Genomic DNA, 21,453 nt, shown 5'->3' with positions numbered 1-21,453 from the left:
TGAATAATCCATTTATAAAATTTTCATAAATAGTTTTAATTAATTATTCCTAGTCTTTTAAATAACTCTACACCTTCATTTAAATATTTAGCTGCATCTAAACTTCTGCCACCATCCACATAGAATTTTCCAATCATTATAGATATTTCAGCTGCATCCTTTAGTTTATCTTGCTGCTTCACAAACTCTAATGCTTGAAGTAATGTGGTTTCTGCTTCACCCTTATTGTCCTCTAATAAATCAATTCTATATTTTAATAGATAATACTTGCATAATGCTGTATTATTACCATCTTCTATATAATCTAGTATATGACCTAACGACTCTTTAGCTTTACTTACAGACTTAAGCTTAATGTAATTTTTACAAATGTTAACTAAAGTATCTATTAATTTTAAGTCATTAGTATTTTGCCTAATTTCCTTAGCCTTATTTAGGTGTATAAATGACTCTTCCATATTTTCAAACTCATAAAATAATCTTCCTAAATTATTTTCTATCTCTGATATATAAGTCAAATTATTAATTTCTTTGAATACTTTTAAAGTAATCTTCGAGTATTTTATAGCATTTTTGATGTCACCTTTTTTATTATATCCATCCGCGAGTAATAGGAGTGAATTAGCATACTCTTTTTTACTACTAATCTGATTGAATTTTTCCTTAGCTAAATATGAATATTTAATAGCATTCTCCATATTTTCTAATTTAAAATAAGTATAACCTATATAATAATATATTTCGCCCAGGAGAAAATCATTTCCCATTTGATTGTCTATAAAAACTTTTTCAGCTTGCTTAAAATAACTTGAGGCAGACTGATATCCCCTTAGCTTAAGAGTTATTTTCCCTAACTTTAATAAAGTTTTAATTATCTCTTCATAAGAATTATTTTTAATAAAAACTACATTTGCAGAAAGAAAAACCTGTTGAGCTGACGCAATATCGTGTTGTTCCATATATATATCGCCTCTTAAAGATAAGTTCCTAGCTCTTCGATATTCTAATTTATATTTTTCACAAAAATATATAGATTTATCGATGTTTTGCTCAGCCTGCAATAGATCACTATTTAAAATTTGAGCTTCAGCAATATTTTGGTAGAACAAACATATTCTATCAGCTTGAGCTTCCTCTGACTCCATTAGATATTCAACCGTAGTATTTAAATTATTTGCAAGATATTCTAATAAATCCATACTTGGATTAGATTTACCGGATTCAACTAAACTAATTTGCCCTGGAGTTATCCTACTACCTGCAAGGTCTTTTAATGTCATGTTAAGTTCTTTTCTTTTTCTCTTTATCTTTTCTCCCATAGATAGTATTTCCATAATCACTCTTCCTTTACAACATGGTAATAAAATAGTACTAATTTATATAAATCGACAATTTTAATTCAATTATAACATAGTTCACCTATAATATTGTAAATATATGAATAGATTTCGAATTTTTACTTTAAATATTAAAGACTCCAAACCATGTGTTTATTAACATAGTTTAGAGTCTTTTGAATATTAATTATAAAATACGGTCCTTCATATTATCATATATGTCGCCTGCCATATTCATTACCATCTTTCCGGTCTTTTTAGCTCTTCTTCTTGTGTTTCTATCCATATTAGGAATTAACATCATGCCTGCTGCTACACCAATTATTGCACCTGCTGTAATTGTTGACACAAATCTATTTTGCATAAATTACACACCCTTTCTTTATTTATTTACTCTTTATAGGATGTGCATTTTTTAATTTTTTAATGTATTTTTTAAAATTAATAATTATATATAATAGTAAAAATAAAAGTTTAATGACCTTTCATGGGCCTCAAAGATGATTTAATTTGAAGTACTTATGTTATAATATTAATTTTTTATGAATAAACATCTGAGAGTTCTATTTGTATGTTTTCATCACGCCCTCTTACATTGCTACTATAGAGCTTGTTTTCATGAAGTACCTTCTCTTTAGGAAGTCTTACTGTAAACTTGCTTCCCTTCCCAAATTCACTTTCAACATATATACTACCACCATGCAATTCAACAATCGACTTAACTAAACTAAGACCAATCCCTGTACCTTCTGCATTTCTTGATAGCGATTTATCTACCTGCCTAAATCTATCAAATATTATATCCAAATGCTCCTCTTCAATGCCAATTCCATTATCTTTAACTGATATTTCAACAAATTTGCTTTCATTTTTAACATAGACTAATATCTCATCACCTTTATTTGAAAATTTTATAGCATTTGATATAAGATTTAAGACTATTCTCTCAATTTTTTCTATATCACAAGCAATAATATTTTCCTCAAGGTCAGTATCAAAAATAATATTTAACCCCTTACTCTCAGTCAGATTAGTTAAAGACATCACAATTTCTTCTACAATTTCCACGATATTATTATTAGATAAGTTCAATTTGTAAAATCCAGCTTCTATTTTGGATAAATCAACTATGTTATTAATAATTTTAGATAATCTATAAGAATTGTGCTTAATGGATTCTATATATTTAATAATAGAATCCTTTTTATCATCAAGCGACCCACTATTACAATACATGCTAAATAACTGAGCCGTTGCAAATATAACATTTAGTGGTGTTTTAAGCTCATGCGATATATTAACAAGAAATTCTCCTTGCACTTTCAATGCTTTTTCCATAACTATATTAGATTTAATTTCAGGAGTAACATCTATTACTAAAATTAGTATTTCACGAATTTCCCCATTAACTTCAAATACTGGTTCAAATATAATATTCCAATATACTTCACTTCCATTTAAAATTAAAGTTTTTTTATTTAAATACTTGATTTTCTTATCCTTTAGAACTTCATTTAAGCACTTATAGTATTCACTCTTTTTAAAGTTTTTAAATAAATCTTCAGTTTTATTACCTTTTATTTGGCTAATTGATTTAACACTCGGCTTAATCGATTGAATAATACCAAATGCTTTTCTATTAATATCCACAATTTTAAAATTTTGATGTGATAATCGAACAACAGGTAAATCAAACGTATTTACCATTCTATTTAAAAATTCATAACGGCTTCTTGTAATTTCTTCATGCTTAAAATAGTCTGTCATATCTCTACTGCAAAGAACTCCCAAAGTAAATTTTCCATTACTATCATAAATAGGTGTACCATTAATATCTACTTGTAATGTTTTATTTGGTGACTTAACTATCACTCTCATGTTTTTAAATTCTTCGCCCCTCATAAGTCTATTGGCTGGAATATTTTCGCTATCAATCTTCTCTCCATTAATATCATAAAACTCAGATGTATTATATCCATCACTTATATTGTCCAAAGTATTATAAGATGAGAGAAACAATTCCCTTGATGTTTTATTTACTAATATGTATTTACCTTTATCATCGAAAATAGCAATAGAGTCAGCTATATTTTCTATGATAGCTTCTAATTCCTTTTTCTGCTGCTCTATTTCTCTTGATTGGTTTATTGTTTCTGTAATATCATGAAAGCAGGATACTATTATAGTTAAATCACCCTTTGCATTATAAATGGGCGTTGAACTAATTTCTGCAAAGTATTCTTTATTAGGGTGGCATACAAAAATCTTAACATTCTTTGATTTTTCACCTCTTAATGCTCTAACTGATGGAAAATCTTCATAAGGCACCTGATTGCCAAACATATCGAATACTTCAATATTCTTAAAAGCATCCGCTATATTAATTCCTATATCTGATTTATAAATAAGCCTCTTTGCTTCCGAATTCACCATTATGAAATCGCCCTTATTATTAGCAAACATTACTCCCTCAGATAAATTTTCAATAATACTGAGTAACTGAGTGTTTTGCTCCTCAATCTTCTGGTTTCGTTTTTCGAGCTTCTGGTTTCGATCTAAAATAATCTTATACTGCTGCTCAATATTTAAATTTTCCAATATACCACCTCAATGATTTATATTATTTTGTATATCACTTTATATTATTTTCTTTTAATAGATAAGTAATAAAATTTGTCTTTTCATCACTACTTAAGTTCAAAATTAATTTCTCAATGTCTCCATTATTAATTTTATACTCATGAACAATCTCACTAAATGAATATATTTTATTTTGCTTCCTGTTAGGTTCCTTTTTAATCATAGAATTGTTAACGGTATTAGAATCTTTAACAATTATATTTGCTTCTCCCTTTGCTGCTATTGAGCAAATTTGACTCTTTACCTCATCACTTGCTACATTTATAGTGTTACTTGTTAGCCACTTTTCCACAACTTTATCTGATTTTATTCCCAGTTGCTCCTTACATTTCTCATCCACAAGTTCATTAAATAAATCACCTGTATGGCTATCTACTTTAACAAATATAACCTCTATTCCATTACCCATAAGTTCTTGCATTTTTTGATAATACTGTTTTGATGATTCCTCTTTCCTATCCCAGAACCCAGTAGCATGGTAACAAATCCCTATATAATCATGAAATATCACTACTTTCTTTTCTCCTATGCTTTGCGCATACTGGCATCCTTTTACTGCGCCTTCTAGTTCACCTGCAATTTGTCTTATATTTTTATTAGAATCACTTTTTCCTTTGCCGCTCTCTATATAAAAAACTACATCATCCCTCACTGCTACCATTCCATAAGAATATTCCATCGTCCCTGAATTATAACTTCCATCCACATAAATATGAAGGATATCCTTTGGATAATTGTTATCTATCTTTTCTAAAATAACAGGAGCAGAATTTAAAAACTTTTCAGCTTCATTTCTATCCTCAAAGCTCTTATACTTTGCTCCTTTTACCCCTTTTACATATTTTAGGCACTCTGTCCAAGTACCAACTATTATATTTTCTATTTTTTCATTAGTATTAGAATTAAACCCTTCTTTTATAGCATAAACTTTCTTTCCCATTCTTTAATGTTCTCCTTTTTAAAAGCTGCTTCATAATTTAAGCCTGTAGATATTATGGATTACCCCTCTAATTCTATCATAAATAAAGTATACAATAAATGATAAAATTAATAATTAACTTTTTACAATATTTACATTTCCATAATCTATTAGGTTCGATGGACAAGGCCTTAGAATAATATTATAATAGCCCTTATAAGTTAATATTTTAAAACGTAATTCGACATATTGTTCTCATTTAGCAAGTTAAAATAAAAGAACTATTGGTATAAAAACAAATTTGATATACACGAAAGGATGGTGAATGAGGCGGGTTCCAAAAGTAATTGAAAGTATAATGGACCCCTTGCTTCGATAATATGAATAAAATTAAAAATAAGTATATTTTACTTCCTGTTATTACTGCAGTTTTGTCATTAGTATTTCTCATTTTTGTAAGTAATACCTTTAAAGTATCTTCAAATAAACTATATACTAATTTTCTTAAAGATGTAGCTCATAATACTATTTCCACTGTATACGTAACAACCTCGCCTAAAATTCAAGTTAAGCTTAAAAATGGAATTATTTACGAAACTGATAATCCAAGAACTAATAATTTCAAAGAAGGATTGTTAAAAGATGGTATAAACGTTTCCGAGCAAGCTTTAACCAGTCCCGGAGAAATAGCATCAATATCCGGTTTTATAATTTCTCTAATAGTACTTGGTTGCATGTGCTTTAAACCTGCAAAAAGAAAAACAAAAGGTATGTTCTCTGCAACTAATCTTGATGTTACCGCAGTTTCGGATATTGGTTTTAACTTTGAAAATGTAGCTGGTAATGAAGAGGCTAAAGATAGTGTACAAGATATAGTTGATTTTCTTAAAAACCCAGAGAAATATTCTGCTTATGGAGCTCGAATGCCAAAAGGCGTAATTTTATACGGAGATCCAGGTACAGGTAAAACACTTCTTGCAAAAGCAGTAGCAGGCGAGGCAAATGTACCTTTCTATGCAGTATCTGGTTCTGATTTTGTTCAAATATATGTAGGGGTAGGTGCTGGAAGAATTAGAAGTTTATTTAAAAAAGCAAGAAGTCATGGAAGAGCAGTTATCTTTATTGATGAAATTGATGCTATAGGCAAGAAAAGAGATAACGGAACTGGTGGAGGATCGGACGAGAAAGATCAGACACTTAATGCTCTACTAACTGAAATGTCTGGTTTTAATGAGTCAGAAGGCATAATTATAATTGCAGCAACTAATCGACTTGATATGCTTGACGCTGCACTACTTCGTCCAGGTCGTTTTGATAGACATATTGAAGTAACACTTCCTGATGTATCTGCAAGAGAAAAGATTTTGAGACTTCACCTTAAAAACAAACCGATTAAGGATATAGACTACTCTGAATGGGCACATAAAACTACATCTTTTTCAGGTGCAAAGCTAGAAAATTTAGCTAATGAAGCTGCTATTATTGCTTGTAAAGACAATTCGACATTTATTGAAAACGAACATTTAGATAAAGCTTATTCAATAATGCTTGCTGGTTATGAAAAAGTTGATAGAGATTATATTAAAGAGGATGATAGAAAAATCACTGCTTTTCACGAAGCTGGACATGCTCTAATTTCACTTAAAATGTTACCAAATGATAAGGTTTCTAAAGTAACTATAATTCCAACCACCAAAGGTGCAGGGGGTTATACCTTAAGTATTCCAGAAGATAAACTATATCAAAACAAAGACTATATAAAGAAAAAAATAATGGTACTCCTGGGTGGCAGAGCTGCTGAAGAGATTATTTTTGGTATAGATCATGTAACCACTGGTGCATATAGCGACCTGCAAAGAAGTACTGAGCTTATAACAAACATGATAACAGAATATGGAATGGGTGAGTCTTTAGGATTACTTACTATGGCCAAATTAAAAGAATCAGGTTTTACAAATCAAGACGATGTATTCTCAGAATGTAAAAATTTAATTTCGCAGTTATATGATGAAGTTATAACCATATTAACAAATGAAAAAGAATCTTTAAAAAACATTACTAGCTTATTAATAAAAAAAGAAACTATAAATCATGAAGATTTAATTAGTATCATAGGTGATACTGTTAAAATTGAAGATACTATTAAAGATTAAAGCATCCATATAATAACATAAATCATCTTCTGGATCGCTGCACAGATCTATTAGAGACTCGCTAAGAGCTTCAGAAGGAGATTTACCTCTTTGTATATCTCTGGGTCGCTAACAATTATTAATTGTTAGCCCCCTCATATATAAGAAAACTGCAATAATACTGGTATGAATTTTTCCGGAAGTGACTCTAAATAAGAAGGACAGAAACAATTGAAATTCCATTTAAAATTCTTCTTTTGCAAATATAAAATTCTCGTGAGACTGCTATAGGCAGTCTAGCGAACCAGCTGTAAGCTGAATGAGAGCGTTAGAGAATTTTATATCTGCAAAAGATTAGAATTTCTTAATGGAATTTCATGTTTCAACCTCTTATTTAGAGTCACGCAGGAGAAATTCATAGGATGCCTTTTTTATTTGCAATGTCTGAGTGATAACACTGTTGTTACTCTTTAGTTCTATAATTAACTAGAAATGCTACAAGCATGCCTCCAAAAAGTCCACCTAAGTGAGCAAAATTATCAATACCTGGCATCGTAGCCCCTATAAATATATTTATAAAGATAACAGATAAAATGCTTTTTATAAACGCACTTCCAGTCTTTCCTTTAGATGTAATCGCAAAAATAAGCACCGCTCCGAGTAATCCAAAAATTGCACCAGAAGCACCAATTGAAATACTTGTTGAAAATACATAACTAAATAAAGATGCGCATATCCCAGAAATAAAATAAATAGCTAAATATTTTATTTTTCCATAAACACTTTCAACCATGGGTCCTATAGCATAAAGCGAATACATATTAACCGCTACATGCACAATCCCTCCATGTAAAAACATACAAGTCACAAGCCTATAATACTGACCTTGATTTATTAAATCATTAACCTTAGCACCAAGTAAAACTAGAACATTAGTATCGCTATTTAAAATACTACCATTTGATATAACACTCAGGTATGCTGTAATACCATACATTATAATATTTATAGCTATAATTATTATGGTAATCCAAGGTTTATCTTGTACATTCATTTTTTTAGACCTGCTACTTAAATTGTTATTATTCATAATTGAAACTAAGTCATTCACTACCTCTAACTTTACATTTTGAGAATAATTAACTCTTTTTTCTGATACATTAACCCTTATTAATGGTTTTTGCAATAAATTATTTGTAGAAAGGACTTTACCAGATTCATCGCTACTTAATTCTCCCTCAGACAACAATATATATATATTGTTTTTATCTGCTGGAATATCATACTCTATTAATTGATTTATGCTTTTAGGAGTAATAAATATTATTCGGTAATCTCTACCACTTATATTCTTACTCACTGTCCATAGCTCTGAACTATTATTTTTACTTTTTATATCTTCTAATAAATATCCTAGATTCTGAGTCAGACCATTTATAATGATTTTTATATTTTTTTCTAACATATTATTCTCCTAATCAAATAGATATTTTCACATTATTGATTCCACTATAACATTATGATGTTTAAGCAAATCTATTTCATAAAACTTAATAGGCAGCCGTGTCTCACTCTCATATAACACTCTTATTATAGGCCTATCCGGAAAGTTTCTATTTTGTTTAATAACATATCCTTCAACACCATTTGATAATTTCAAACAAACTCCTAATGGAAACACTGAAAATGTCTTTTTAAAATCTTTTACCACTTCCTCATCAAATGCATTTCCAGCACCTGCGAGTATCAACTCATAAGCATCACTAGGATTAAATTTTTTTCTATAACATCTATCGTTACTTACAGAATCATAAACATCACAAATACCAATTATCTTTGCAAATTTAGAAATTTGATTTTTAGTAAGACCATAAGGATACCCATTACCATCAACCCTCTCATGGTGATGTTCAACTGCTTTTAACACCCTATTTGACATATTAAAATTTTTCTCTAAAATTTGTTTTCCATATATAGGATGGTTTTTTATTTCTTCAAATTCTTCACTTGTTAGTTTACCAGGTTTCGTTATAATGTTTTTGTTTATTTTAGTCTTGCCAATATCATGCAGTATTGCACCAATGCTTAACTCTTTTAATTCGCTTTCCGTAAGCTTCATTGAAATACCAAGAAAAATAGCCATAATTCCAGTATCAATAGAATGAAGATAAGTATAGTTATCAAAGGTTTGAATATCATACAAACTCTTATTAACATCACCCATCTCAATAATATAATTAACTAAGTCTTCCACAACCGATAATGAGTTTTTAGTCCCTAATGCATCTCCATCAGTTACATTTTTCATTATGGTAGACATATTTTTCATGGTTAATTCTTTTAACCTACTTAATCTCTCATCTTCTATTGATACTTCTTCTAATCTTGAATCTTCTACATAAATATAAAAAACGCCTAACTCTCTAAGTTTAAAAATATATTTCTTTGTCAATTTAACTCCAGATCTTAAAAGCACACTGCCATCATTGGTTACTATGTTTTTACCTAATATTTCGTTTACCTCTACCCTATTAATAAACTCAAGTCTCATGTTCACCTCTAATTATCTTTAATTAATCATCTCCAAAGAAGATGATTAATTAAGTTTTCAGCTTAAGTATCTAAGTTATTCTGGCGAGTCATTTCTTGCGTAGATGACTCTATTTGTATTCTTCTTCTTTTCCTTTGATTTTTATAAAAACTTCCTTAAATTCTTGTTTTATTAACTCGCATACTTCAATTAATGATTCACGTACAACCATGTGCTCGTCAGAATATTTGAACTTAACTAGCCATGTTGGATTATACTCGTCATCAATAGGCTCAATAATATATCCTTTAGCTCTAAATACATCTTCGTTAAAATAATCATATATTGCTGAGAATTGCCATTCTTCCACATCCACATGTGTATCAAAAGTTAAATTAATTAAATCTCCAAAGTAGTTTAATTTTGTTACATACTCCGCACCCTGGGATGTTTCATAACTCCCAATCTCACGAACAAATTTCTTAGTTTCTTTATCCACTTCCATTAATACCAATGAAGAAAATTGCATAAAACCCACCCTCTCTTATTTTTTGCAGTCCTTACAAATACCTTTTAAATAAACATGACTTTCTGTAAGTGTTATTCCTGTCTTAGCCTTTATTTGCTCTTCTATTTGAGGTATAGGACAATCTATAACCATTTTTTTATGACATAAATCACACTCAATTATATGTTTATGTGAATTATTATTTATAATATAGTTATACATATTGTTTCCCAAATCAAATTTATTAACAATCTTTTTACTCTCTAGCAAATCTAAGGTTCTATAAACCGTTGATAAATCTATTTTAATATCTTCTTTTTTTAGTAACTCATAAATAAGATTTGCGTTTATAGCATCACTACTAAAGAGTATTATTTCAAGTATACTTTTTCTTGCTTTAGTAACCCTAATATTATTATCTTTTAAGTATGAAATAACATTCATCTACATCACCTTACTACATTATTTTATTTCTTTTAATACTGCTAACAAGTAATTCCACATTCTATCTGTTGATGAGATACTTAGGTGTTCCTTGGAAGTGTGCACATCATACATATTAGGTCCAAAAGATATTTGATCAATATTACCATCAAACTTTTTACTGAATAATCCACACTCTAGCCCTGCATGTATAGCTGCTATTTCTGGATTTTTACCAAATAAATCCTTATAAACATTTTCAAATACCGTTTTTATTTTAGAATTAGTATCATATTGCCACTCTGGATAATCAGATTTAAATTCTATAGTTGCTCCCACCATTTCTGCAAGCACTATGGTTTCATCACATATTAATTTCTTTAAAGATGGAACCGAGCTTCTTATTGCAGAATCAAATACTATATAATTATCCTCGGTTGTAAGTACTCCTATATTTGTTGAACTTTGTACTAAACCTTTTATATCCTGGCTCATGCTTTTAACTCCATTGGGAATTAAGAAAAGTACTTGAAGTGCTTTTGTAGCAGTCTCCTCGGAAAATATTTTACGTGAATTATTTTCTAATATCTCAATAGATAAATTAACATCTGGATCAATAGTATTTAATTCATTTTTAAATATAGAATTCCACAAAGCTAATTTCTCTTTAACTATTGTTTGGTCATCTTCTCTAAATAATATAACAGCATCAGCACTTCTTGGGATCGCGTTATTTTTAGCTCCTCCACTAATAGAATTTATTTTAAAATCTATAGCTGATTTTAAATTTATTAAAAACCGTCCCATGATTTTGTTAGCGTTGCCTCTTTCTTTATCTATTTCCATTCCAGAGTGACCGCCTTTTAAATCTCTTAACTTTATAAGACAAGTTACAAAACTTTTATCAGACTCTTCCCAAATTATAGGAAGTTTTATTTTTTCTCTTACTCCGCCGGCGCAACTTACTAAAAGTTTTCCTTCTTCTTCTGAATCTATATTAATAAGTACTCTTCCTTCTAAATCCTTAGGGTCTAACGCTTCTGCTCCAACCATACCTACTTCTTCACCAGTTGTTACTAATAGCTCAATTGGTGGATGAGGTATATCTGTAGAATCAAGCACTGCAAGACTCATTGCTACCGCAATACCATCATCAGCTCCTAGTGTAGTACCATTTGCGTGTAAATTATCACCTTCTACAATAAACTCGATAGGATCCTTTAAAAAATCATGTTTTGAATGGAGCTCTTTTTCACATACCATATCCATATGACCTTGAATTATTATCTTTGGAGCATTTTCGTACCCTTTGGTTCCCGGTTTCTTAATTATTATATTTAATGAAGCATCCTGAGTAACTTTCAAATTGTGTTCTTTTGCAAAGTTTACTAAAAAGTCACTTACTCCTTTTTCATTTCCAGAACCTCTTGGAACCTGGTTCATCTCCTTGAAATATTTAAATGCTTTAAATGAATTTAAATCTTTTAATTTTTCTAACATATTTATCATCCTTTCTTCTTAATACCCTCCTGGGGAGCGCATCTCTTTCAGAGCTGAATGTTAATAACTCCATAGAAGGAATTTATATTTTTACTTAAATTTTATTTTACTAATGCAATTAATTTCCTCTTATATAACGATGAACCATTCATTCTGAAATGTCATTAAAAAAACATCATTTTCAGTCCAAAAAACACCAAGATTATTCCTCCAATATAGTCTGCATATTTCCCTATAATATCAATCTTTTTTAGATATTTAGAAACTATAAAGGCCAATATTACCATTATAAAAGTCACTGCTCCAATGATTAATGTATCTTCTAATAATATAACCTTTGTTATATTATTTAATACTGTAAATCCTATCACCATGGCATCTATACTTACAGATATGCCTAAAATAAAATACATCTTAGGTTTAAGTAGTGGACATTTACCTTGATTAGTAATTCCTTCTTTAATCATAATAACTCCAACTAAGGCTATAATTATACCGCCAATTATAGTTGGCATTGCAGCTACGTATGTATTAAAAAGGAACCCTGCATACGCTCCAATATACGATAATAAAAATTGGAATACCGCAAAAGAAATCGTAAAGCCTACCTTATTTGAAAATTTAGTTTGATTGTTTAAGCCTATACATAAAGCTACTCCAAATGCATCTAAAGATAGCGCTAAAGCAATCATAAATAATGAGTACATATCCAGCTTTCCCACCCCCTTCGGTAATGATTTAATATACTCTTAATATACTCTTAATTTACGATTTTATATCATTATATTTTCATTAATTTCTGTGTATAACTTTCCATATACCATTATCAATTATTCAGGCTTTCTTGTCAACTAAGATTTAACGACATTTAAAAATATTAGTCGCCCATTTCTATAAATTGGAGTTATATACCCTAGTAAATATTAACTTCAGTGAAAATATAACTCTCCTTTTGAAATCGTTAATATTACAGCTCCAAAGGAGATGATTTAACACTATAATATGCATTTGAAAAGTTATTTAACTAATTGTTGCTTGTATATATTTACTTTTATAGACTATAATATAAAGGTATTTACACTAGGAGGTGTTGTAATGCTTTCAATATACAGCAGTGCAGAAAATAAACAACTTACAAAATTAGAAAATATAGAACCTGGTTGTTGGATTAATATGATAGATCCATCAGATGAAGAATTAATCTTTGTTTCAAGAAACACTAATGCACCAATGGATTTTTTGAGGGCTGCTTTAGATGAAGAAGAAACCTCCCGTATTGATATAGAAGATTGTACTTTAATTATATTAGATATTCCCTTTACTGATATAGACGATAATTCCTTAACCTATGATACATATCCTATAGCTGTAATCCAAACAGACAAAGTAATAATTACAGTTTGTTTAAAAAACAGTAAAGTATTATCAGATTTTGGTGATGGAAAAATTAGTTCCTTTTATACCTATAAACGTCAAAGATTTATGCTTCAAGTCCTATATAGAATTGCAAAATACTATTTAATATACCTAAGACAAATTGATAAAAAAAGCTACATAGTGGAAAAACAACTACACAAATCATTAAGAAATAAAGAACTTCTTCAATTGTTAGCACTTGAAAAATCACTTGTATATTTTTCCACTTCCTTAAAGGGAAATGAAATTACCTTGGAAAAAATGCTTAAACTAGATATTCTTCAAAAATATGAAGAAGATAAAGACGTACTTGAGGATGTTATTATTGAAAACAAACAAGCAATAGAAATGTGTTCTACATATACTGATATTTTAAAAGGTACTATGGATGCTTACTCTTCTGTTATATCAAATAAACTAAATATTGTAATGAAATTTCTTGCTGCTATTACAATAGTTATGGCTATACCAAATTTAGTTTCTGGACTATTCGGTATGAATGTAGGTGGAATACCTTATGGTAATAATAGTAATGGTTTTCTATATGTGTTTACGTTTATTGTTCTTTTAGTTATTTCTTCTATTTATATTTTAAATAAGAAAGATATGTTTTAAAAAATGAGAACAGCTTCACAACTGTTCTCATATCATCATTTATTGTATTATTATATCTAAATTCTAATTGTTTATTATAGCGTTATTTCAATTATTAACCCCTACTATATAGTCTTACTTTATCAGCAACCATATTTAAATTTTATATTCTGTTTGTAAATTGATAATTGGATATATCACCATTATACTTAAATTTATATACATGGTTATAAGTCTTCGTAGATGATTTGCCATTTACAGTTACAAAATTATAAGTTTCAGTAGTCGTAATACTTCCAGATTGAGTATCATCACTAATGTTGAAACTTGTAACACTCGCCGAAACAAGACTTTCTTCATTCCCCTCTGCATAAGATCCAGGTACATTTAATTGTTGTTGTTTATATAGTTCGCTCCCATAAGTTAAGTAAACATCAATCAATGAAAAGTCATTAGTATTAATAGCTTGTGTAAGGGCTTGTGCATAGTTGTTTAAAAGATCACCTAATTGTGACTTAACTCCATCTAACTGAGCCTGGACATTACTTTGATTATTAATTGCATCTTCAAAACTTATGTTAATGTCCGGTGCTCCCACGTCCAATGAATACTCTTCACTCTTAAGTTTTTTTCCATTTATTACAGTTGTAGCATATATCTTTGAATCACCATCTATAGGTCCAAAATTAGTAGCATCTGTAATCTTTGTTTTAGTATCTTTTGAATTAACAAAGATTTCTGCATCAGGATAATCAGATGTTATGTTTAAATAATTCAAATCCTCAAATACACTTAATTTTGCTATTCCATCGCTAGTTTCTATAAGATTAACTAAATAAGGTTTACTTAGAGTAACATACTTCCCTTTATAATTAGCTAAAATCGAATAAGTTCCGGGAATGTATGGTCCAAATTCTTTGGTAGATTTATCTGTTTCACTCCTCCCTATTACGACATTATTAATTGAAAAAGAAACATCTTTAACAGTAGTGGTTATATCAACAAAAGATGGCTTAACATTTATTTTATAATTGGGAAAAATTAAAAACTTTTTTCCTACCTTTGTTAAGGTTAATATATTACTTGATGTTATGTTAATATTATTAATATCCTTAGGACTAAGTGCATCATTATTTAAATTTTGAATAACTTCATTATAATATGAAGGGCTCTTTTTAAAGTAATTTAATAAAGGTGTTATATTACTGCTATTAATATCAAGCCTAGCATCATTACAGTATAGTATTTTTGATAAATCAGAAGTGTTATTTGTTACTATATCTTGCTCAAATCTTGTTGCAATCTTCCTAGGATTAAATAAAGAATTACCAACTTGAATTATAACAATTATTGCTACTATCAAAACTGAAACAGTTGCTATTAGTATTTTGGATCTTTTGCTTAATTTATTATTAGGTGTAGTATTATCTAACGTAACATTCTCTTCATTTTGTGGATGATATTCTTCGATTGGCTGAGTTTCTTTTATTGAATTAGCTTCCGCTTCCTGCTTAGTTTCATTCATAGACTCACCTTTCAAATCATTTCCACAAGATGTACAAAATGTTTGTTCATCTTTAACTTCATTGCCACATTTAGTACAAAATTTCATTTAAATCCCCCCGTTTTTATATAATTAGTTTATTAAACTACCATATTTATATACTATTGCTTTAACTACATCCACCATATAGTAAGAGAATGCTAGAATAAGTACTGCTAAAGAAATAACACCCGCTATTGAAATGATTAAAACGCATAGGTTAGCTCCTATACTAAAACTTTCTCTAATTATAATAGCTAAGGTTGCAATTGAAATAAATACTCCTAAAATAACAAAAATAATTCCAAAATTCAATGAAAAATATGAGAATATAATTGAAATAATTTCGCAAGATAAAATAGGTAACGTTGAGATTAGTACTGCCTTAAAAACTATGAATGGAGTACATTTTACTTTTGCAAAAAAACTTATTCCTAAATATATGCAAATAAATAAAACAATTAATCCTACTAAATATAATTCACAATTTCCAATAAATATTTTGCCATACGGTATAGTATTCATATATTTAAATTTATCAATAGCATTGTTTACAGAGTCTACGGTACTAGAATCAATATTATATGATGACGAGTTTTCACCAACTAAAGCTGCTAATGAAGACAAGTTTCTATAAAAATTCGTAAAAATTGTTGATACACTACTAATAATTTGATTAACCCTCCAAATCCCTAGTATACCTTGCAGACATGTTAAAATAATCATAATAATTATGGCTGGTGTTTTCTGTGTTTTAGTTACAAATTCTTTACCACCAGAAACTGGATTTATTACTGAGTTTTTTAAAATGTTTATTATTTCAGAAACGTTAATTTGATTTGTTACTGATTTAACATGTTCGAAAGTTTGGTCCATTCTTTCTTTGTTGTGGTTTTCATTTGAATTTTGATTTACCTTTGTGCCACAATTTGGGCAAAACTCTCCATTGCTCTCAATCTTAGAACCACATTTACTACAATATGTCATAATACTCCCCCTTGAATAACTAAAATAATTATTACCGTTACCTAATGTACTTCGTTATAAATTGCATTTGCTTTATAGTCTATTAAATATTCTATGCTTTTCCTTAAGTAATAGTCATATATGGTATAGTATATTAGTGTAGATATATTTCATTCTTTGCAATAACAACACTAATATTTAACAAATAATATAATATCGGGGGACTTAAATTGAAATTTTGTACTAAATGTGGAAAAGAAGTTATAGAAGGAACACAATTTTGTACTAGCTGTGGAAACGACTTAAGAATAGAATCCACTGACCAATCCAAAACAGAATCTAAAGTGGATTTAGATACTACAAAACCTGATCTTGATTACGATATAACTTCAGGTACTCCTGAAACAAAATCAGATCACGACATAAACTTAGTTACTAATGAACCTAATGACAATATTTCAGGCCATTTAATATTGTCAAAGAAAAGCAAAATAGTCATGGCAGTATTAGCAATGTTACTAGTATTATTAATTGCTACTATTAAAGTAGGTAATTCTTTATCCGATCCGAGTAAACTTGTAACAAGATTTCAGCAAGACGTAGAAACAAACAACACTTCTGATTTGGAAAATATACTATGCTCGAGCGACACTAGACTTATTGTAGATAGCAAGAGCATTTCACCTTTATTATCATATTTTAAAAGTAAACCTACATATTTAACGCAGGTTATGCAGGATTTAAAAGATGATTCTACTAACCCTAAGGATATTAGTAGCCTTAACACAAAGTCCAATAATACACTAACTTTAGCACGAAACGGAAAAAGTTTTTTCATTTTTCCCAAATATAAAATAAATGTTAAACCATCCTTTATTGACATAACAACTACAGTTAAAAATGTCTCTTTTTCAATTAATAATACTGTAATAGGAAAAAGTGAAACGGACAACTCCACAAAAGAATTTGGACCATACATGCCTGGTACTTATTCAATCTTAGCTAACTACAAAAATAAGTATGTCACTTTAAGCAAACCTTACTTAGTTGATCTTATAGAAACAAATGGATTTGCAAACATAAGTATATTTGATGATATGAGTTATATAAATATAACTTCTGATAAGCCTGATGCTAACATTTTTGTTAACGGAAAAAATGTAAATGTGAAGGTCGCAGATGCTAGCCATTTTGGCCCTATAGATAGCTCATCAAAAATATACGCAACATGTAAAGTTGATGGCAAAACACTTACAAGTGATGAATACTTAGCTACAAATGACGATAAAAATGCTTTTTTAAGTTTTGAGAGTGCCAGTAATACAATAACTAATATTCACTCACAGCTGGACAATCTTTTATACTACTACGCCTCTTCTATTGCACAGGCTATCAATAATGGCACACCTTCATTAATTGATACTTACGTAGCTTATGGAAGCTCATTATATAATACGCAACAATCATATATACAAAAAACCTATGATGCTGGAATAAAAGAAACTTATAATGATTCTAAAATTATAGATTACAATATTAATGATGATAATACATCAGGAACCATAACCTCTTCAGAATCTTATACCATAGTTCATGCTGATGGTAGTGAAACTCCTAACACCTCAAGCTACATTTACGGTTTTAAACAAGATGCTTCTACCGGATACCAACTTACAAGTATAAGTAAGGCAAAATAAATAGGATTTCATTCTAATTTACCATTTACTAACTTAGTAACCTTATATGATAAGGCTTCATATATTAATATAGTAAAAATGTTTGAAGGGAGCCCTTTATGTTTTACTGTCCAAAAAATTATATTGATCCTTATTCTTTTTATAGAGATAACCTTATTTATAATGAAAACTCTCTGTATAGGGTTGCAACCATGAATTCATATATCAGAGTTCTTCATGCTTCACCTAACTCTCCAGCTGTTGATGTATATATTAATGATATATTAAAGTTTAAAAATCTTACGTATAGTACTTTTACAAATTATGTAGAAGTTATGACTGGTAATTACAATATAAAATTATATCCTGCTGGAACCAAAACCATTCCTGTACTTAATAAAAATGTTTTTATCCCACCGGGAAAAATTTATACAGTTGCAGCTATTGGTACATTACCAAACATTGATTTATTATTAGTATTAGAACCTAAAGTTAATAATCCTTCTGATAACGCTTATATTAAATTTACACACTTATCACCTAATGCAGGTGCCGTGGATGTAACACTCCCAAACGGTAAAATTCTTTTTAAAAACGTTGCTTATAAAGAATCTACTGATTATATGCAAGTTCCTCCTGGAACTTATACATTTGAAGTTAGACCTACTGGTACTAAGAAAACAGTTTTATATATTCCAAATGTAAGATTAAAACCTCAACGATTTTATACTGTATACGCTATAGGTCTCGCAGGTGGTCACCCAGGCCTTCAAGCTTTAATTCCACTAGATGGTAGTTCTTATTTAGATTTTAGAGAAGACTAATTAAAAAGCTACAGGTCCGAATTCACCTGTAGCTTTTTAGCTTTTTAATATTTAATTATATAAATCACTATAAATTATCTTAAATACTTCTAGAGCTTGCTCAATCTTATCACGCAGTAAGTATTTCTTATTTTTTAATTCTAATATACCAAGCTCTGTAATTTTGTAAATTTTCTGAGCTTTTTTAGATTCGTTCCACTCTCCAACCACAAATTTTTCTTTTTCTAGTTTTTTCAATAAAGGGTATATTCCGCCTGTACTAGGAATCCAATGACCATTTGTTCTCTCGCCTATTTTATGAGATATATCATTACCATTTGTTTCACCGAGACTTAGAGTATACAAAACATATAACGGTAATAATCCTTTTGTGAATACTTGACCCACTGCTTCTTTTTCTTTTTTAACTTTTCGAAGCTCCAAAAGTTTTTTCTTGTATTCAATGTATAATCTCTTTTCCTCGGCTTTAATGTCTATCTCATTTTCTTTACTTACTTCATTAGTAGGCTTTTTATCTAAGGTTCCTCTATGCAAACCATTCCTACCAAACCTGGTCCACTATGAACACCTGATACAGGACTTATATATCCTCCAAATTCTATGGAAATAACATTTGGATGTTTTCCTATTTTCTCCATTACTTGTTTTGTCTCATCCATCGCATCACCATGCAACATATAGACCCTACATTTCTTCTTATCCAAAATGTTATTTGTTAGTTCTATAAGTTTATTGAGAGATTGTTTTCTACCACGTACCTTTTCGACAGTACAATACTTACCATCCTCATCAAAAGAAATTATAGGTTTAATGTTTAAAAGCTCAGCTATTGTTCCTGAAACTTTCCCTATTCTTCCACCTTTTTTTAAATACTCTAAAGTACCCACTACAAAATATAGATGAATTCTTTCTTTAATAGACGGAATAGCATTAACTACTTCCTCAAAGCTCTTGCCTTCTTGTATAAGCTTTCCACATTCTGTAACTATTAATCCCTCACCAAGTGCTATTGATTGTGAATCACATACGTGAGTTATAATTCCTGGATGATTCTCACTTGTAAGTTTCATCGCGTTATATATACCAGATAACCCTGTAGATAAAGTTATTGCTACAGCATGGGTGTAACCCTCTTCTTCTAATCTTAGGAATAGTTCCTCCATATCCTTCATTGATGGTAATGAAGATGTAGGTACTTCTATCTTCATGTTATCATAAACTTCCTGCGGCGATATATCTACATTATCTAAATACTCTCTATCAGAATAGATAATCCTAAAGGGTAATACATTAATACTGTATTTCTGTGTTACGTCACTTCTTAAATCGCTTGTAGTGTCTGTTATAAGCGCTATCTTATCCAAATTAACCCCTCCTACATTAAATATTATCATCATTATATCACTATAATATATGTGTATCAATACTGATACATATGTATTCATTTATATATTAATTTATCCAATAAATATAAATATATACAATCATGCATAGAAAATATCGTGAGAGAGTTATTATTGGGGACGGTTAACAACTAATTGCTTTAAATAATTGAAAATAGTGGGGACGGTTAACAACTAAATGGTATTTATAATAGTTAACCGCATGTTTAATAATAAATATCTTTAATTTTATTACTAGTACAAGTCGTATTATCTCACTCAGGTACTTTCATTAAACCAGAAATATATTTTACAACTTCTATCTCACTATAAAATACCTTTGAATATTCCATAGGTTTCCTTCCAATTACAAATGCCATTATGTTATTATCTATAGCAGCTTTTATTTTATCATATGTTCCACCTTGGACTCCACTATCCTTCATAAGTATCGCTTTAGCCCTGTATTCTTTAATAAATCCACAATTAAGTTCATATCCTATAGGCCCCTTCATTGCCACTATATCATCAACTTTTACACCTAAATCTAATATTTCCACTAAAACTTTAACCGATGGTAGAACCCTATGTATCACTCTGTTTTTTAAATTAAAGTCTAAAATCTTAACTATATTTCTGCTACCAGTAGTATTAAGAATAGTTCCATCTATTTTTTTAAGATGTTCATAAAGGCTCTCATAATTTTCCACCACAACTACATTTTTATTATCCTTAAATTTTTTAAGAACTGGAGGCCTCTCATATCTAACATATTGCACTCCGCAGACTTTACAGGCTTCGATTGCATTTTCTGTAATCTCTAGCGCATAAGGATGAGATGCATCAATTAAAATTTTTATGTCATTTTCTTTTATAACCTTTATAAGTCCAACTAAATCTAATGGTTTCTCATTAAACACCTTATATTTATAATCCTTCAAAAGCTCTGCACCATATGCAGTAGCTGTTGATATAAAAATATCCTCTGTAAAATTATTTAACCCTGAAAGAATATTTTTTCCTTCTGAAGTACCTACAATTAAACCTATCATCATCATTCACT

The 21,453-nt window shown here is 29.5% G+C and carries 19 protein-coding genes; 4 read left to right on the top strand and 15 right to left on the bottom strand.

Annotation, left to right across the window (positions count from 1 at the left end; all coding sequences use genetic code 11):
* Window positions 1-35: 35 nt before the first annotated feature.
* The 4 genes from Q0649_RS05765 to Q0649_RS05750 form a co-directional block, all read right to left on the bottom strand.
* Window positions 36-1,334, bottom strand: coding sequence for a helix-turn-helix domain-containing protein (locus Q0649_RS05765; RefSeq protein WP_298838676.1), 1,299 nt, complete (start codon window positions 1,332-1,334; stop codon window positions 36-38).
* 190 nt (window positions 1,335-1,524) lie between these two features.
* Window positions 1,525-1,701: a YtxH domain-containing protein gene (locus tag Q0649_RS05760; protein WP_298838673.1), complete on the bottom strand. Its 177-nt coding sequence runs from the start codon at window positions 1,699-1,701 to the stop codon at window positions 1,525-1,527.
* 176 nt (window positions 1,702-1,877) lie between these two features.
* Window positions 1,878-3,935, bottom strand: coding sequence for a PAS domain-containing sensor histidine kinase (locus Q0649_RS05755; RefSeq protein ID WP_298838670.1), 2,058 nt, complete (start codon window positions 3,933-3,935; stop codon window positions 1,878-1,880).
* A gap of 34 nt (window positions 3,936-3,969) precedes the next feature.
* The gene (locus Q0649_RS05750) at window positions 3,970-4,917 is read right to left on the bottom strand and encodes a ribonuclease H family protein (RefSeq protein ID WP_298838667.1); all 948 of its coding nucleotides are present in this window, start codon (window positions 4,915-4,917) and stop codon (window positions 3,970-3,972) included.
* 359 nt (window positions 4,918-5,276) lie between these two features.
* Here Q0649_RS05750 and Q0649_RS05745 point away from each other — a divergent pair, with 359 nt between their 5' ends.
* Complete coding sequence (locus Q0649_RS05745; protein ID WP_298838665.1) at window positions 5,277-7,049, top strand: ATP-dependent metallopeptidase FtsH/Yme1/Tma family protein; 1,773 nt, start codon at window positions 5,277-5,279, stop codon at window positions 7,047-7,049.
* A gap of 442 nt (window positions 7,050-7,491) precedes the next feature.
* On the opposite strand, the gene Q0649_RS05740 is transcribed toward Q0649_RS05745, so the two are convergent.
* From Q0649_RS05740 to Q0649_RS05715, 6 genes are all read right to left on the bottom strand, one after another.
* A complete protein-coding gene (locus tag Q0649_RS05740; RefSeq protein WP_298838661.1) occupies window positions 7,492-8,493 on the bottom strand; it encodes a rhomboid family intramembrane serine protease in 1,002 nt (333 codons plus the stop codon).
* 27 nt (window positions 8,494-8,520) lie between these two features.
* Complete coding sequence (locus Q0649_RS05735) at window positions 8,521-9,579, bottom strand: HD-GYP domain-containing protein (protein WP_298838658.1); 1,059 nt, start codon at window positions 9,577-9,579, stop codon at window positions 8,521-8,523.
* A gap of 109 nt (window positions 9,580-9,688) precedes the next feature.
* Window positions 9,689-10,087: a DUF6762 family protein gene (locus tag Q0649_RS05730; protein ID WP_298838655.1), complete on the bottom strand. Its 399-nt coding sequence runs from the start codon at window positions 10,085-10,087 to the stop codon at window positions 9,689-9,691.
* Window positions 10,088-10,102: 15 nt separating this feature from the next.
* Window positions 10,103-10,510 (bottom strand): Fur family transcriptional regulator, encoded by a 408-nt coding sequence (locus Q0649_RS05725; protein ID WP_298838652.1) that lies wholly within the window; start codon window positions 10,508-10,510, stop codon window positions 10,103-10,105.
* 18 nt (window positions 10,511-10,528) lie between these two features.
* On the bottom strand, window positions 10,529-11,989 hold the full coding sequence (locus tag Q0649_RS05720) for an aminoacyl-histidine dipeptidase (RefSeq protein WP_298838649.1): 1,461 nt from the start codon (window positions 11,987-11,989) through the stop codon (window positions 10,529-10,531).
* A gap of 164 nt (window positions 11,990-12,153) precedes the next feature.
* On the bottom strand, window positions 12,154-12,702 hold the full coding sequence (locus Q0649_RS05715) for a manganese efflux pump (protein ID WP_298838713.1): 549 nt from the start codon (window positions 12,700-12,702) through the stop codon (window positions 12,154-12,156).
* A 382-nt stretch (window positions 12,703-13,084) separates the two neighbouring features.
* Between Q0649_RS05715 and Q0649_RS05710 the strand changes: the two genes are divergently transcribed.
* The gene (locus Q0649_RS05710; RefSeq protein ID WP_298838646.1) at window positions 13,085-14,020 is read left to right on the top strand and encodes a magnesium transporter CorA family protein; all 936 of its coding nucleotides are present in this window, start codon (window positions 13,085-13,087) and stop codon (window positions 14,018-14,020) included.
* Window positions 14,021-14,162: 142 nt separating this feature from the next.
* On the opposite strand, the gene Q0649_RS05705 is transcribed toward Q0649_RS05710, so the two are convergent.
* Window positions 14,163-15,611: a zinc ribbon domain-containing protein gene (locus Q0649_RS05705; protein ID WP_298838643.1), complete on the bottom strand. Its 1,449-nt coding sequence runs from the start codon at window positions 15,609-15,611 to the stop codon at window positions 14,163-14,165.
* Between the two features lie 24 nt (window positions 15,612-15,635).
* Window positions 15,636-16,529, bottom strand: a complete 894-nt coding sequence (locus tag Q0649_RS05700) for a zinc-ribbon domain-containing protein (protein WP_298838640.1) — start codon at window positions 16,527-16,529, stop codon at window positions 15,636-15,638.
* A gap of 209 nt (window positions 16,530-16,738) precedes the next feature.
* Here Q0649_RS05700 and Q0649_RS05695 point away from each other — a divergent pair, with 209 nt between their 5' ends.
* Both Q0649_RS05695 and Q0649_RS05690 read left to right on the top strand, forming a co-directional pair.
* The gene (locus Q0649_RS05695; RefSeq protein ID WP_298838637.1) at window positions 16,739-18,205 is read left to right on the top strand and encodes a zinc ribbon domain-containing protein; all 1,467 of its coding nucleotides are present in this window, start codon (window positions 16,739-16,741) and stop codon (window positions 18,203-18,205) included.
* Between the two features lie 98 nt (window positions 18,206-18,303).
* The gene (locus Q0649_RS05690) at window positions 18,304-19,008 is read left to right on the top strand and encodes a DUF4397 domain-containing protein (protein WP_298838634.1); all 705 of its coding nucleotides are present in this window, start codon (window positions 18,304-18,306) and stop codon (window positions 19,006-19,008) included.
* Window positions 19,009-19,059: 51 nt separating this feature from the next.
* Here Q0649_RS05690 and Q0649_RS05685 read toward each other — a convergent pair whose 3' ends face one another.
* The 3 genes from Q0649_RS05685 to Q0649_RS05675 form a co-directional block, all read right to left on the bottom strand.
* The gene (locus tag Q0649_RS05685) at window positions 19,060-19,542 is read right to left on the bottom strand and encodes a PadR family transcriptional regulator (protein WP_298838631.1); all 483 of its coding nucleotides are present in this window, start codon (window positions 19,540-19,542) and stop codon (window positions 19,060-19,062) included.
* Window positions 19,524-20,372: a DegV family protein gene (locus Q0649_RS05680; RefSeq protein ID WP_298838628.1), complete on the bottom strand. Its 849-nt coding sequence runs from the start codon at window positions 20,370-20,372 to the stop codon at window positions 19,524-19,526. The genes Q0649_RS05685 and Q0649_RS05680 overlap by 19 nt, the downstream gene beginning before the upstream one ends.
* A 293-nt stretch (window positions 20,373-20,665) precedes the next feature.
* Window positions 20,666-21,442: a cobalt-precorrin-6A reductase gene (locus tag Q0649_RS05675; protein WP_298838625.1), complete on the bottom strand. Its 777-nt coding sequence runs from the start codon at window positions 21,440-21,442 to the stop codon at window positions 20,666-20,668.
* Window positions 21,443-21,453: the final 11 nt, after the last annotated feature.

The organism is uncultured Clostridium sp. (genome assembly GCF_937920395.1).
Classification (GTDB): domain Bacteria; phylum Bacillota; class Clostridia; order Clostridiales; family Clostridiaceae; genus Clostridium_AD.
This window is presented reverse-complemented; position numbering and strand designations above follow the sequence as displayed.

Bases quoted from the DNA above. Each gene is read 5' to 3' on its own strand.
- Q0649_RS05765 (WP_298838676.1), bottom strand. From the start codon at position 1,334: ATGGAAATACTATCTATGGGAGAAAAGATAAAGAGAAAAAGAAAAGAA.
- Q0649_RS05760 (WP_298838673.1), bottom strand. From the start codon at position 1,701: ATGCAAAATAGATTTGTGTCAACAATTACAGCAGGTGCAATAATTGGT.
- Q0649_RS05750 (WP_298838667.1), bottom strand. From the start codon at position 4,917: ATGGGAAAGAAAGTTTATGCTATAAAAGAAGGGTTTAATTCTAATACT.
- Q0649_RS05745 (WP_298838665.1), top strand. From the start codon at position 5,277: ATGAATAAAATTAAAAATAAGTATATTTTACTTCCTGTTATTACTGCA.
- Q0649_RS05740 (WP_298838661.1), bottom strand. From the start codon at position 8,493: ATGTTAGAAAAAAATATAAAAATCATTATAAATGGTCTGACTCAGAAT.
- Q0649_RS05735 (WP_298838658.1), bottom strand. From the start codon at position 9,579: ATGAGACTTGAGTTTATTAATAGGGTAGAGGTAAACGAAATATTAGGT.
- Q0649_RS05730 (WP_298838655.1), bottom strand. From the start codon at position 10,087: ATGCAATTTTCTTCATTGGTATTAATGGAAGTGGATAAAGAAACTAAG.
- Q0649_RS05725 (WP_298838652.1), bottom strand. From the start codon at position 10,510: ATGAATGTTATTTCATACTTAAAAGATAATAATATTAGGGTTACTAAA.
- Q0649_RS05720 (WP_298838649.1), bottom strand. From the start codon at position 11,989: ATGTTAGAAAAATTAAAAGATTTAAATTCATTTAAAGCATTTAAATAT.
- Q0649_RS05710 (WP_298838646.1), top strand. From the start codon at position 13,085: ATGCTTTCAATATACAGCAGTGCAGAAAATAAACAACTTACAAAATTA.
- Q0649_RS05705 (WP_298838643.1), bottom strand. From the start codon at position 15,611: ATGAAATTTTGTACTAAATGTGGCAATGAAGTTAAAGATGAACAAACA.
- Q0649_RS05700 (WP_298838640.1), bottom strand. From the start codon at position 16,529: ATGACATATTGTAGTAAATGTGGTTCTAAGATTGAGAGCAATGGAGAG.
- Q0649_RS05690 (WP_298838634.1), top strand. From the start codon at position 18,304: ATGTTTTACTGTCCAAAAAATTATATTGATCCTTATTCTTTTTATAGA.
- Q0649_RS05675 (WP_298838625.1), bottom strand. From the start codon at position 21,442: ATGATAGGTTTAATTGTAGGTACTTCAGAAGGAAAAAATATTCTTTCA.